The sequence below is a fragment of the Curtobacterium sp. 320 genome (assembly GCF_031455235.1).
Classification (GTDB): Bacteria; Actinomycetota; Actinomycetes; order Actinomycetales; family Microbacteriaceae; genus Curtobacterium.
Genome location: NZ_JAVDSI010000007.1, coordinates 55,912 through 68,889, shown reverse-complemented (window position 1 = coordinate 68,889; position 12,978 = coordinate 55,912). Strand labels below are relative to the sequence as shown.

Annotated in this window: 16 protein-coding genes and 1 pseudogene; 5 read left to right on the top strand and 12 right to left on the bottom strand. The window is 64.6% G+C overall.

The genetic code is table 11. The features are described from left to right. Positions 1-42: 42 nt before the first annotated feature. A complete protein-coding gene (locus J2X60_RS11010; RefSeq protein ID WP_309887400.1) occupies positions 43-261 on the bottom strand; it encodes a hypothetical protein in 219 nt (72 codons plus the stop codon). After that, on the bottom strand, positions 258-578 hold the full coding sequence (locus J2X60_RS11005; RefSeq protein ID WP_309887399.1) for a hypothetical protein: 321 nt from the start codon (positions 576-578) through the stop codon (positions 258-260). Before J2X60_RS11005 ends, J2X60_RS11010 begins: the two co-directional genes overlap by 4 nt. A gap of 82 nt (positions 579-660) precedes the next feature. On the opposite strand from J2X60_RS11005, the gene J2X60_RS11000 reads away from it, so the two are divergent. Next, a complete protein-coding gene (locus J2X60_RS11000) occupies positions 661-1,407 on the top strand; it encodes a sigma-70 family RNA polymerase sigma factor (RefSeq protein WP_309887398.1) in 747 nt (248 codons plus the stop codon). Beyond that, on the top strand, positions 1,407-2,015 hold the full coding sequence (locus J2X60_RS10995; protein WP_309887397.1) for a hypothetical protein: 609 nt from the start codon (positions 1,407-1,409) through the stop codon (positions 2,013-2,015). The genes J2X60_RS11000 and J2X60_RS10995 overlap by 1 nt, the downstream gene beginning before the upstream one ends. Positions 2,016-2,116: 101 nt before the next feature. Here the strand turns inward: J2X60_RS10995 and J2X60_RS10990 are convergent, their stop codons facing one another. The 6 genes and pseudogenes from J2X60_RS10990 to J2X60_RS19055 form a co-directional block, all read right to left on the bottom strand. Next, positions 2,117-2,419: a metalloregulator ArsR/SmtB family transcription factor gene (locus J2X60_RS10990; RefSeq protein WP_309887396.1), complete on the bottom strand. Its 303-nt coding sequence runs from the start codon at positions 2,417-2,419 to the stop codon at positions 2,117-2,119. A gap of 81 nt (positions 2,420-2,500) precedes the next feature. Then, positions 2,501-2,656, bottom strand: a complete 156-nt coding sequence (locus tag J2X60_RS10985; RefSeq protein ID WP_204621140.1) for a zinc transporter permease — start codon at positions 2,654-2,656, stop codon at positions 2,501-2,503. Positions 2,657-3,091: 435 nt separating this feature from the next. Then, positions 3,092-4,006, bottom strand: a complete 915-nt coding sequence (locus tag J2X60_RS10980; RefSeq protein ID WP_309887395.1) for a RelA/SpoT domain-containing protein — start codon at positions 4,004-4,006, stop codon at positions 3,092-3,094. A gap of 65 nt (positions 4,007-4,071) precedes the next feature. Further along, complete coding sequence (locus J2X60_RS10975) at positions 4,072-5,109, bottom strand: nucleoid-associated protein (RefSeq protein WP_309887394.1); 1,038 nt, start codon at positions 5,107-5,109, stop codon at positions 4,072-4,074. A 257-nt stretch (positions 5,110-5,366) separates the two neighbouring features. Further along, the gene (locus J2X60_RS10970) at positions 5,367-6,182 is read right to left on the bottom strand and encodes a hypothetical protein (RefSeq protein WP_309887393.1); all 816 of its coding nucleotides are present in this window, start codon (positions 6,180-6,182) and stop codon (positions 5,367-5,369) included. Positions 6,183-6,281: 99 nt separating this feature from the next. Further along, positions 6,282-6,416 (bottom strand): annotated as a pseudogene (locus tag J2X60_RS19055) (DUF4236 domain-containing protein); the annotation flags it as partial. A gap of 300 nt (positions 6,417-6,716) precedes the next feature. Here J2X60_RS19055 and J2X60_RS10965 point away from each other — a divergent pair. Beyond that, positions 6,717-7,376 carry a G5 domain-containing protein gene (locus J2X60_RS10965; protein ID WP_309887392.1) on the top strand — a complete coding sequence of 220 codons (660 nt, stop codon included), beginning with the start codon at positions 6,717-6,719 and terminating at the stop codon, positions 7,374-7,376. A 376-nt stretch (positions 7,377-7,752) separates the two neighbouring features. Here the strand turns inward: J2X60_RS10965 and J2X60_RS10960 are convergent, their stop codons facing one another. From J2X60_RS10960 to J2X60_RS10950, 3 genes are all read right to left on the bottom strand, one after another. Continuing rightward, positions 7,753-8,445, bottom strand: a complete 693-nt coding sequence (locus J2X60_RS10960; protein WP_309887391.1) for a hypothetical protein — start codon at positions 8,443-8,445, stop codon at positions 7,753-7,755. Between the two features lie 299 nt (positions 8,446-8,744). Further along, complete coding sequence (locus J2X60_RS10955) at positions 8,745-9,977, bottom strand: tyrosine-type recombinase/integrase (RefSeq protein ID WP_309887390.1); 1,233 nt, start codon at positions 9,975-9,977, stop codon at positions 8,745-8,747. Positions 9,978-9,996: 19 nt separating this feature from the next. Beyond that, positions 9,997-10,335, bottom strand: coding sequence for an ester cyclase (locus tag J2X60_RS10950; protein WP_309887389.1), 339 nt, complete (start codon positions 10,333-10,335; stop codon positions 9,997-9,999). Positions 10,336-10,791: 456 nt separating this feature from the next. On the opposite strand from J2X60_RS10950, the gene J2X60_RS10945 reads away from it, so the two are divergent. Then, positions 10,792-11,553, top strand: a complete 762-nt coding sequence (locus tag J2X60_RS10945; protein ID WP_309887388.1) for a hypothetical protein — start codon at positions 10,792-10,794, stop codon at positions 11,551-11,553. Positions 11,554-11,685: 132 nt separating this feature from the next. Here the strand turns inward: J2X60_RS10945 and J2X60_RS10940 are convergent, their stop codons facing one another. Further along, a complete protein-coding gene (locus J2X60_RS10940) occupies positions 11,686-12,222 on the bottom strand; it encodes a hypothetical protein (RefSeq protein ID WP_309887387.1) in 537 nt (178 codons plus the stop codon). Positions 12,223-12,325: 103 nt separating this feature from the next. On the opposite strand from J2X60_RS10940, the gene J2X60_RS10935 reads away from it, so the two are divergent. Further along, positions 12,326-12,973 carry an HAD-IA family hydrolase gene (locus tag J2X60_RS10935; RefSeq protein WP_309887386.1) on the top strand — a complete coding sequence of 216 codons (648 nt, stop codon included), beginning with the start codon at positions 12,326-12,328 and terminating at the stop codon, positions 12,971-12,973. Positions 12,974-12,978: the final 5 nt, after the last annotated feature.

The following is a 12,978-nucleotide window of genomic DNA, read 5'->3' as shown; positions in this document are numbered from 1 at the left end:
GCGCGAGAGCGTCGGTGGAGCGGGGGGTCAGGAGCGGGGTGGTCAGGTGAGGGTCTGGTGGGGTGGGGTCATGAAGACGTGCACGATGACATGGCAGATCGTCTCGGCGTGGTCGGATAACATCGCGGCGCACGGCCCGGCCCCGTCGGCGTGCGCGGGGCGGGCAGCGAGGAGCAGCAACGTGGCAGCGGTGACAGCGACCACCGCCAAGGCAACCGCGACTTGAACCCCGGCTGTGGCGGCGGGCTGCCGGTTGGTCATCGGTCGGTCACAGTCACGGTGAAGGTGGTGCGGTGGCCGTACCGGTCAGTAACCCATGCGGTCGTGGTCCCGGGCTTGGTGAAGGTGAACCCGGCGTTGAAATCGACACCATCGGAAAATTGAGCGGCGCGGAACTGGGCGATCGCCGGGACGGCCGATCCGCCCGTCCACTGGGTTCCGTCGGGACTACTCACGATGAGAACGTCACCGGTGCGGACGATCACTGATCCGGCTTCGAGCTGCTCTTTCGTGCGGAACAGCGGAGCCGGTACGCCGCCGAGCTCGTGTGTGCGAGAAACATCGGGAGTGGTGTGCACGTCTGCGTGTTCGTTCCCGTGGCGGTGGAGCGCTTCGTCGAATCGAGACGACGCGATCGCGGCGCTCGCGCCACCTCCGACGATGACGATCGTGGCCGCGGCAGCGGTGAGGAGGGCGGTTGTCCGTAGAGGCATGGTGATCCTTTCCGTGTCCGGAGCTGAGGACGAGTGGGCTGGTGTTCCAGCCCGTCGTCACCTACATGGCCGGTACCTCTCGGGGGCTTTCACACGGTGCGAAGTTTCTTGGACACGGGCCGGTGAAAGGTTGGGCCGGGGGTCGGCCATGATGTTGCATGTGCACCCGCCTGGCCGAACCGTTGCGTACGAGGTGTTCGTGCGGACCCACGGCGATGCGGTGCTGCGGTTCCTGCGCCGTCGAACCGATGCGGACACTGCGGATGACGTGTTCGCGGAAACGATGCTCGTCGTGTGGCGCCGCTTCGACGTGATCCCGTCCGAACCGCTGCCGTGGCTCTATACGACCGCGCGGAACTGCCTCCGAGACGCTGAGCGGGCTGCCCGTCGTCGGCACCGGCTCGTCAATCGGATCACCACCGTTGATCCGCCGGTGGTCGCGTACACGCACTCCGCCGGCGAGGACGATGACCGGGTGTCGAAGGCGCTGACAAGCCTCCGGCCCGCCGACGCAGAGATCCTGCGGCTCTGGGCGTGGGAAGAACTCACTCCAGCACAGATCGCCAGCGTGCTGACGATTACCGTTAACGCAGCAACCATTCGGCTGCATCGGGCGAAGAAACGCCTCCGCACACGCCTCGAGTCGATGGAGATCGATCCCGCGCAGCGCACCACCACGGAAGGAGCGGTGTGATGGACATCCGCGACGATGACGAACTGCGCGCTGCGCTTCGCCGCACCGATCCTCACCGTCACCCGTCCCGTCTCGACGACACGCGCATCCGTCGCCTCGTCGCGGCCGCTGAACGCGGCGAATCGCTCACGTCCACCGGCCGGCGTCGTCCGCGGACGACCCGCCCCAGATGGCTGCTCCTCGGCGGGGCCACGACCACGCTCGCTGCGGCCGCCGCCGCGTTCGCGATTCTCACCCCAGTGACGACTCCAGCCGGTGAGCACACCGGATCAGGAGTGATGCAAACCCCACCTTCCGCGTGCCCCACGCTGAGCGTCGACCAGATCCGCGCGAACGATACCGCGTTCGAAGGAACCGTCACCCGGCTCGACGGGGACACCGCAACCCTGCAGGTCTCGAAGGTCTACGCCGGCACACCAGGTACTACGCAAAGGCTCACCCAGATCCCGGACGACACCACCGGATCCGACACGCTGTTCATTGATGGGAAGACATATCTCGTCGCACTTTCCAACGGCGCCGTCACCGGATGCGGTGAAACAGGAGTCAGCACACCACAGCTTGAAGCACTGTTCAACGAAGCATTTCCACCCAGTCGTACCCACTGAGCAGTGCCCGATCAACGTCCCGGCGTGAGCGATAACGGCTGCCCCCGTCGGGAGCCGGCGGCCGCTGCTGCTGCCGGCAGAGCAGCAGTCCACGAGCCCAGTTACGAGTGAGGAGCCTGATCCTCGAGGGTGTGCGTCACGGCGTCGGCGACGATGTGCGCGACGTGCGCGTCAGCGAGGGAGTATTCCGCTTCGCGCCCGTGCCGGGCCACCGTGACAAGCCCGGCGGTGCGGAGGGTTCGCAGGTGCTGTGACACGAGGGGTTGTGAGAGCTGAGCTGCATCCGCGAGGTTCCCAACCGACGTGGGTTGCTCGCTGAGTAAGCACAACAAGTGCAGACGCGATGCCGACGACAACACCTTGAAGAGCTCAGCTGCAGGTTCGAGGTTCGCTCGGGGTGTCACACGGAAACATTAGTACTTGGACATGCGTTGCAACAGCAGCGGCGCTCTCCCGTCCGGGAGAGCGCCGCTGCTGAAGCGAGCTCAGTGCTCGTCGTAGTGGCCGTCGTGCTCGGCGTGCTTGTGGCCGTCGTGCAGATAGTCGACGTGGTCATCGTGCTGGACGGCTTCGTGGCCGCAGTCAGCTGCGTGCTGGTGCTCGGCCACGGTGTGCTCAGCGTGCGTCTCAGTGGCTGCCATGGGGGTCCTCCTGGTGTGGGTGTAGCGATGGTGTGGTCTCAGTACACCCGTTGTATGCATCAGTTGCAATGCTTTCATGTGAGAGCCTTCCAAGCTCGCTTGCCCTCGAGCACGGCGACGGCGCCGCCTCCGAGGGAACGCTCGTCGCGCTCACCCTCGTTGCCTTCGATCGCGCGTTCGCCGCAACCGACGACGCGAGTGGGGTCGCTGCGACGATCACGATGTCACGAACCATGGCCGGAACGGCCGGGGCGTTCGAGACGCGTACGAAGCTGCACACTAGGCCGAAACGCACTCCTCCGGGCTACGCTCCACTCGAGCACCGCTTGCCCGGAGCTCCGGCCGGACCGTCACGACACTGACAGTCCGGCCGTTCTCGTTAAAGCGCCGATAGCGGTCTCTTATGTCAGGTCAAGACAACCGGCCGCTCAAGAGTCAGGCACCCTGAGGCAAGACAACACCCGCGCTCACGCAGGATTTTCTGATCACATCTTCGAAGTCGGTGTTGGCGATTGCGTTGGCAAGCAGATATGGCTTGGATTCCGCTCGTTCGAGGACAGCAAGAATTTCGGGCTGCGAGTAAAGCCAGTCGCGGGAGTCCACATAATCTGCAGCCTCAGGAGCACGCTGCTTCAGCAACAGACTAATCCTGGACCTATTTGACTCACAGAATTTGTGCACCAGATCCTCCACGGGGTCAGCGTCCGAAGGATAGGCACTCAATAGGAGATTCATCAAGACTACGTCCACGGACGGGGGCGTGACCTCCCCGCTCAGATCCTCGTACTCCTGTTCCAGCGCTTCGAGAGCGAGCGCCGGCCTGTACATAGGCAGTTTCCTCCTCTTACGAATCATCCGCTGGACCTCGTCATCAAACAGTTCCACTAGAACGGTAAGCCTGTCGATTACTCGCCGCATCTTGCCGGGAGGTTTTACAAGCCCTTTGTACAGCAGCTTATGCGACACCACTGACCATGCATCCTGGGCACGAGTTCGTAGCTGCACCTCAGCCAGGATCAGTTCTTCCTTGTCATCAACAACACTCGCCGCCGACAAAATAAAGTGGATACCGGGATAAAACAGCTGGTCATGCTTGCCTCGCTTTACGGTGCGTTCAACGATGCGCCACGGACCTCGCTGTATGAGCCCGTCTGCGGAGCGAACGTCCTCATTCGTCGAGCAGACGATTCTCAGGCCAATCTTGTCCTGGATAGAGGTCCAAGAACGGGGGTTCGACGGGTCCGCACGCGCCTTCCGAATGAGGCTGCGTGCTGTCTTCACCCGCCCCGATACCACGTAGTCACTCAGAAGCGGTGACACGACCTCCTTGAGGTCGCGCTCGTACGTCACGAGCGCCTCATCCAGTGACGGCCTCGCATCTCGGTAGCGCGATCCGAGGTCCTCGGGGTCCGCCATCAGACTGGCGGACGTGACAGGCGGTAGGAGTCCGCCTCGCCCTTCACAATGATTCGGGGACCGTCCTCCGAAGTCGGGTCAACAACCACAGTTCCATTCTGCATGGCCTCGCTAGAGGCAGTGATCGTTACGCCTGACGAAGTCTTCACTTTCAATCCCCCAATTTGGCTTCGCACCAACCGAGTGTCTTTCGCAAATGTCGACGAACGAATTTGACTTGGGAGGCTCTGGGAGAAGTCATCTCGGTCCTCGGCATCCAGGAATTCTGAAATGAAGGAACTCGGTGTTAATTGAGCAGAAGGACTTTCAAGCACGGCCACGGCCGCCGTCGCATACCGCGCACGCTTCTCTTCCGGCATTCCAGGCGTGTTGATGAACTTGGTGACGGCCTTGACGAACTCTTCCGTCTGCACTTCCGCTCGATGCTTTAGTTCACATCCAAGAAATTGCTGTAGGAAGTAGTCTGCAAAAGAAACGCCGTTCTGCTTGTCCACCATTAGGCCAACAAGCTGATCCTGAGCATCAATCCAGAATAGTCCGATTTTATACACTCGAGAGTTTTGCCCCATGATGAGTTCAGTGAGATGTTCTACCTCAAAAACAACGTTCTCGCCGTTCGTCTCGTGGTTCAAGCGGACGCCTTCCTGGTGCTCAGCCTTCAGAATGACGAAACGATCACCGGTACTAGCTTTAGCGAGGGCTGCCAGAAATACGCCAGCAGAGCTACCATTTGTCTGCTTGCGATGCATCCAGTCGGCGATTTGCTTCGAGTTGTCAGCAAGGAGGTTAGGATTCTCAAGTGCAGCTCGCACCAGATTTGGTACCGGGCTGCCGTACTTGTCGGTTGCGACAATCTCTCGTGCGAACGCGAATGCTGGCTGCAGCATCTCTTCCCGAATGAAACGATCCGTCGCGGGGTTTAGTGGCGTCGGAGCTGAGGAATACAACGGCTCAGCCCCGCCCTTGTCCTGCCGGCGACCGCGAGGGATCTCATGCAGCATCGTCTGCTGAAGAGTCAGTGGTTCTACAGTCGGCACGATGGTCCTCTCCCGCCTCATCCGTGAGGCATGCTCGATGCAACTGTATCGAGTGCGCCGGGCGCGAGCGTCCCCCACAGTGACGCGCCGACGCCGCGCAGCGCCACTATCGCGACGACAATCCGTCTATCGCTTCAAGGTATGCCCTAGCGGAACGCCTTCTGGGCGGCCGTATCCCGTATTTCTGGGGTGGCAGGGCGTTCTACTGCGACGGATGCGTGCACGGGGCTAGCGATGGTGCAACGCTCGCAGCGACCTCACGCTGGCAGGTTCAGCAGCAGTGCGCCTACGTCATCGAGCGCTGAGGCTCGCGACGATTGCACGCTCCAGGCAAGGCCCTGCGATGTGGTGATTTCGAGCTGTCCGTACTGGACGACTGGTAGCACCGGGTTGTTCTTGAAGCGGCGGTCAGGCCCTCCCTTGACGTTGACGTACTGCCAGGTCTGGTCGACGAGCTGCGTGTCCTTGGGAACCTGGCCCGGTTGTTCGACGAACCGTGTCACGGATCGGCGCACGGCGAGGTGCCGGTAGGAAACGTCTGAGTAGTGCTTGCCGGAGCAGACCAGGAGGCGATCAGGCAGGAAGTACAGAGCGTCCTTGCCGGCGCGCAGAGTCGGGATGTCGACGTTGGTTGCGAGACCCTTGGGTTGCTGGATCCGCGCCGTGGCAGAGATCCGACGCACGAGCGCGCCGACGCCGGCGTTCGCTTTGTGCTGGTAGGTTGTCTGGACGCGGCCGGATTCGATGGTGCGCCAGAGCCGGTCGCTTGCGACAGCGGCGCTCCACGCTGTGCTGAATCGGTCGAACCATACAGCGCTAGCGTCCTCGAGGTCGTACAGCAGGACAACGTTCTTCTGCAGTGCGTCGCGGAGGAAGAACCACCAGCATCCCGGTATTGCGACCGCCCAGACGATGAGGCCCCAGGGCAGCAGCGCTGCTCCGACGATGAAGGCGGTGATTGCGGCGATCCAGCCCCATCGGGGGCGGCGTGCTGCTGTGTTGAGCTGCTGGACGATGTCGTCCCCGCCGGTCGGACGCAGATCGAGCGCTGTCAGACCGCTGACGTCGGTCATGTCCACCACGGCGGGGCTCTGCAGCATCCGCGGATGTGGCGGTGCAATGTGCGGCGCTCGTGATCCTGAGGAGGACAAATACGTGGCACCACCCGGCCCGACGCGCACGTAGTTCCCGCGAGGCCCTGTGCCCACTCGGAGTCCCGGAATGCCCGCGCTGACTCCGAGTCCGGACTTCGACAGGTTGAACCGAAGCGGCCCCGCCTTCACGCTTCGCCGGATCGTGATCCCCATGTTTCATCCCGTCTCGTCAGTGTCTCGTCCTGCCGGCAGGCTTGTCCGCGTCACGCGCAGCTTCGGCGCGAGGTACCCGCCACCCCTCGAACTGGGATGAGGTGATGCGGTGAGAGCTCACGCAGACTTGGGCAGTCCTCAGTAATTAGGAGCATCATGCCACCCCTCCCCCGCGTCCATGGGCCTTCACAAGGCGCCCCTCGGAAGAAGATCGCCCCGTCGACGTGGGTCGGATTGGTCGGCACGCTGCTGGTTGCGCTCCTTGGGCTGGCGTCGGGTGGTGTCTGGTCGATGCTGGTGATGGCTGCCCTCGTGGTGCTCCTCACGACGCTCTACGGGCTGCTGTTCCGTCGCACCACTTGGCTCCGCCTCCCGCGGAAGCGCTCCGCCGCTGCCCTCGGGGCAGGACTCGCCCTGGTGGTGCTCCTCGGATCCGGATCGGCCTTCGGCGCCACCCACCCAGCAGCACCGGCCTCCGCGGTCGACCCGACACCGATCGTTTCGTCTTCTCCTGCAGCAACCACAGCGCCGCACAACACACCGACACCGACACCGACACCGACACCGATCGTCACAACGAAGGACGTCACCGAGACGACGCCGATCCCGTTCGAGTCGACCACGGTTGAAAGCACCAGCCTCGCGAAGGGCACCTCGACCGTCACCACGCCCGGTATGGACGGTGTGCGGACGACGACGTTCCGCGTCACCTTCACGGACGGCGTTGAGACCAGTCGTCAGCAGGTCAGCGAGACGGTCACGACGCAACCCGTCGCTCAGGTGACCACGATCGGAACGTACGTCGCCCCAGCCGCACCGGCACCGGCACCGGCACCGGCACCGGCACCGGTCGATGGTGGTGGCGCGACCGCCCTCTGCAATGACGGGACGCTTTCCTACGCCGCCCACCACCAGGGAGCCTGCTCACATCACGGAGGTGTCGCCAAGTTCTACAGGTGACGTTGGCCCACTCTCCAACGGCAGCGTCCGTCCCGTCGCGTTGTCGCACCAACGGGTCCAGAATGTCGGCGCTCGCTCCTAAGGTGTGGGTAATGCTCACGTCCGTGAGCGCTGATGGCAAAGGAGCCGATCATGCGAGTCGCCGCGTACCACTCGATCAACCAGTCAGACCCCGACGTTCACCACGACGACAGCAACTGCCCCGTGGGTAAGCAGATCCCCGACCGCAACAAGCGCTCCGGGACGAACGGATGGCCCCGCTGCCAGCGCTGCGTCTGACGATCAGTGCGAGGCGCGGACGAGTTCGTCCGCGCCTCGCGCGCGTCGCAACCTGGTCCCTCCAGCAGCCCAGCGGTCGGTTCGGTAATCAGGAAAGCTAGTGGTCGCTATCAGCTGCTATCTGATGCTTGCGTGGAGTAGCGGCCTGTTCCAGGTCAACGCCGAGCGCTTGAGCGTCGTTCAAGATAACCGCGAGTCGAGTGAGCGCGTCGTCGACGGCGGCGTCGGTGCTGCCGAGCTCGGTATACGTCTCCTGCAGTGTCAAGGCGTCGAACCGTGACGGCCGCCGCGCAACCACTCCGAGGGTCTCCACAATCGGGCCGTCTGCGACTGCTGCACGTCGACTCGGGATGATGCTCGTCATGGACCGACCCGACAGGCTCACCCCGGTACGCGCCCATCCGTGAACGTCTAACGGCAACAGCAGCTGCTCCGCCCGGCGCCACTCCCCCGGCACCGGCTGCTCGCAGTCGTGCCGATCCAGGTTCCCCTTCGTCGGGTCCAGCAGTCGGATGACGTCGCCGCGGAACCCCGTCCAGACCGGTCCGACGATGCGCAGCCACCGAGTCACCGCGCACGCCCCGCAGGACGCCGGATCGTCGGAGGGCGGGACGACGTGGCCGCGGATCCGGACGATGCTCGTCACCGCGACATCGTCAGGTGCGATGGTGCGGGCCTGCTCGCGGGTCAGATGAAGGACTCCGAGGAGAACGATGAGGAAGGCGTCGCGGCGGCCGCGGAGCCCGATCGGGTATCGGTACTTGGGGATTGCCGCGAGCACCTCACCCACGGCCACCTGATCGGAGCCAGGGGCTTCTGGTCGTGGCCACACCCGGGCCGCCACGGTAGGTATCGGGACGGGGAGACCAGCTGCGAGGTGGTGTGCGCGGATCGCATGCCGGCGGAGTCGCTGCGTCGAGGTGGCGCCGGGGAACAGCGTCAGGAACTGCTCGATCGTTGCTGCCGTCGCAGGGAGCGACTCGTGACCTGCCGCCTCACACCAGGCGACGAACCGACCCCAGTGCGCCTCGAGCAGGGCCCTGCTGTCGGGCGCGAGTTTGGGGTCTGGTTTGGGGGAGGTTTGGGGGGTCACAAGCGCATCCGGGTGACGGCGTTGCGGACCAGGGGTGCGTATTCGCGGTCGTAGATCTGCAGGGTGGCGGCGTTGGTGTGGTGGGTCTGGTTCATGATCTCTATGTCCGTTGCGCCGGCGTTGCGTGCTTCGGTGACGAATCCGGCACGGAGGGAGTGCCCGGACCAGCCGTCCGCCCCGAGCCCGGCCGCGTGCGCGCGGCGGGCGACGGCTTTCCCGACGGCGGTCGGGCTGATCCCGGCGTCGCGGAACAGGCCCCACTTCGACACTGCGCGGAAGAACGGCATCAACGCCGGCAACCGGTCGGTGCCGAGCCCGTCGGTGCAGACGTGCATAGCGAGGCTCGCACCAGTGAGCGTGGCGAAGAGGCCCGCTTCCCCGCGGGCGTCCTGCGCGGCCATCAGCCGGGACAGTCGGACGTAGGCGCAGGGGGCGCAGGTGACCGGGTTCGCGCCTTGCTGCAGCACTTTGATCCGACCGAGGCCGTCCTGGTCGGTTTTCGACTTCCGCACGCGGGCGTAGACGCCTTCGCCGTCGACGAGGCGGAGGTCGGCGACGGTGAGGGCGGTGAGTTCGGATTCGCGGAACGCTCCGACGAAGCCGAACAGCAACAGCGCCTGATCGCGGGTTCCGAGCGCGCCGGTCTGCGGGTCGGCGACGTCGATCTTCAGCAGCGTCGTCTGCAGCGCCTTCAACGTCATGGGCTTCGCGCGCCGCACCGGCACGGACCGGGTGCGCCGGATCCCCTTCAACACGTCACGGACGATCGGCGTGGAGCCGGGTGGGGTGTGGCCGCGGCGGGCGTGTTCCCAGTCGATCGCGGCAACGTACCGGCTGATCGTGCCGGGTGCGTACCGCTGCCCACCATTAGGGAGGACGGCGTTGGCCTTGTCCGCGAGGAATGCCGCGACCTCGGTCGGGTCGACCGGTGCGGTGGTGATCTGCTCGAGCTCGTGCGGTTCGGAGATCTCGTGGTCGAGGAACCCGGCACGCCACCGGGCGAACTGCCGAAGGTCCGACCGATACGCGCGAACCGTGTTCTCCGACAGGGACGCTTCCGCGAACACCTGCGGCGTTGCGCCCACTGGCACCGTCACCGCAGCTGACCCGGCGGGGGCGCCATCGCCGGCGGCGATTCGGAGTCGCGCGGACGCGGTGCGGGAGCGTTCCGCAGCAGCACGCTGCTCCGCCGTCATCGACCTCCTGCTGACGGTGGCTGCGGAGGTCACGGACTGCTGGTCGGTCACGTCAGGCGAGGCCGAGTTGCTGCAGGATGCCGAGCTGGTCGGTGCTCCCCCATCGCTCCGCGGCGCGGCCGTCGCGGAAGCCGATGACCTGCACGTTGCGGATCCCGGTGAACCGGCGCCCGGTCGGTGCGTGCCCCATCCACTCCCCCGTGTGCGTGCCGGCGAGGGTGGAGATCGTGATCACCTTCGTCGGTGTCACGATCGTCTCGACGTCTTCCCTGTCGATGTCAGTGAACGCCTTCCCGAACTGCTCCCAGAACCATGCGATCCCGGACCCGTCCTGGGGTTGCCCGTCGGCGGCGTCGTGGTCGGTGAAGTCGGGCGTGAACCGCTCCTGCAAAGGCAACTCCTGCTGCCGCATCCGATCCCGCGCCTCCAGCGTCGGACCGCCACCCACTGTTACCTCAACCGCCATCGGAGCCTCCTCGTCGTGTGGTTGGAGCCTACGCACGGCTACCGGGTCAGTTCCGATAACGGTTCTTATCGGAATGTTTGGGCAGGGGTGGAAGCGACGCAGGAGGTGCAGACATGGTTGCGGCGCCTGATCTTCGCGCCGTAGCCTTACCGCGGCGGCCAGCCGCCAGGCCTCGCGCGTCCCGACCGATGCGCGACCGGCGAAGCCGTCTCGGACGCAGCTGGGCACGTCCCACGTCGAATCCCCTGAGGTGTCGACCTCCGAAGAAGCACGCTGGTCGGAGCGTCTCGGAGCACCATGTCTACACACGCCCGTCTTCAGCGCCGTGCCCTCCTCCGCTCGCGACTGCTGCACGAGCCCTACCACCTCGCACGGAGTCACGTGCTCGCCGTCGGTTCCGACGACGTCGTAGTGCCTGCACCGTCCGACGCGCAGAGCCGCCTTGAGGGTGCTGTGTTCCACGGCCTCGGCTACCTGCACGCCGTCGGCGGATATCCGGATGACTACCGGATCCACCGCCTGCTACCCACCGAGCATGCGCTCGAGGTGTGGCTCACCAAGCACTCGGATGGGTTCCTCCGCGGCCTGGTCGGTGCCCTGCCCACCTGGTACCCCGAGGACCGTGTCCTGGCCAACGGTCATCCTGGCCTGCGGTACCGCAGCATCCGAACCCAACCCGATACCGTTGAATTCTTCCTACTTCACGAGCAGTGCGCTGTCCGAGTCCACGGTGTCGACGTCGCCGCGTTCGAGGACGCATGCGCCGTCCACGACCCGGAGGAGGACTTGCAGGCAGACCGAACCGGCCATACCCTTTCCGCTGCCGAACTCGGCGAACTGGAACATCGCGACAGAAGGATCGACGCGCTCATCAGCCCGCTGATACGCCGTTTAGGGGCGCTCGGGATGGACGAAGTCCGCAGTATCGACCTCTGGCGGACGCACCCCGACGTCCTGAGCGTCGAAATGTTCACCGCCGACCGATCAGAGCGCACCTTCCGCAGACTCCTCGCCGATCTCATCTCCCCGCACCTACGTCCTCAGATGACAGTGGTGAGGACCGATGGAGCGGCCGGCTACCGAACTGTCTTTAGGGTCGACGGGCACACAGCGCAGCTACACCTACGGGTTCAAAGCTCCTAGCCCTCGCCGCGGCCTCACCGGCTCGACCCGCCAGATTCATGACTGCCGCCGATGATCCACATGCTCTGCGGACTGCGAACCGACCGGTTGACGATCGGCTATCGGCTATCGGCTATCGGCTATCGGACACGGTCATCGGCTTCGACGGGCCAGTCGGTTGCGGCGGTAGAAGCTCTCCAAGGCAGCGCGGTCCGGCAGAAACACCTTCGGCCCTTCGAACTCGTCGAAGGCATGCCGATAACGGAGCCGATTCCTCCTAGCGGGCCCGAGCATGAAGCGCAGCATGTCGACGCGGACACGGTCACGAGTGCCTTCCAAGCGTCCGGCGCGGTCGGGCTCGAAGAGGGTGCGGTGAAAGTAGCGGACGATGCCGACGGCGGTCGAGACATCCAGGAGCACTAGACCGGTTGCTCGCCGCAACCGGTCTGGCAACCAACGCGAATAGTTGCCCTCGATGACCCACTGATCGGTGCTCATCGCTTCGTTGTGCATGTATTCGAAATCAAGGTCCGGTCGCTCGAACCAGTCTGTTCCGGGTAGGTGTCGGTACTGGTCGAGGTGCACGACCGGCAGCGAGCGGGCTCGGCCGACAGCAGCCGCAAGGGTCGACTTGCCACTGTTGGACGGCCCCACAATGCAGATCCTTTGACCGAGCTCGTCGAGGTCCATCCTGCGAGTCTCGCAGGTACACGCAGAGATGTCGGGGCATTCGGGCAAGGAGACCGTTGAGGGATCCCCTGCCGGTACTGGGTGGGGTCGATAGCCTCGGCCGATGAACTCGACCACGCGGAGTGCAGGATACAAGTGGATCCTGCTCGACGCCGACGGCGTCCTACAGTCTCCCGAGCAGCCCTTCGTTACCGCGCTCGAACAGGTCGCAGGAGACGCGGCCGAGGCTTGGCTAGCTGACACGTTCCGCAGCGACGGTCCGGTGATCACCGGACGACAGGAAGTGCTCCCCGTGCTGGGCGACTTCCTACAAGCGGTCGGCTCCGACGCCGATCCCCGAGAGGTCTATGTGCGGCTGCGGGAGAGCATTCACCTGCACGAGGACGTGTTCGAACTCGTGGACAGCTGGCGCTCCATAGGACGTCGCGTCGCTCTCACAACGAACCAGGACCCTGGCCGCGCCCGCTTCATGGGCACCACGCTCGCCTTCGATGGGCGGTTCGACCGCAGCTACTACTCGTGCAACCTCGGAGCAGGAAAGCCCTCCGCGCGGTACTTCGAGTACGTGCTCGCTGACCTACAGGTCGAACCGGGCGAAGTGATCTTCATCGATGACACCTACGCGAACGTCGTGGCGGCGAAGCACCTTGGACTCGCTGCCCACCGCTGGCAGCACGGAGACAACCTCGGCGCACTCGCGAGGTACGTCGGAGCAGCACCCGAAGACGTTCCCCCTCACTCGATCAGCTAAGTGGA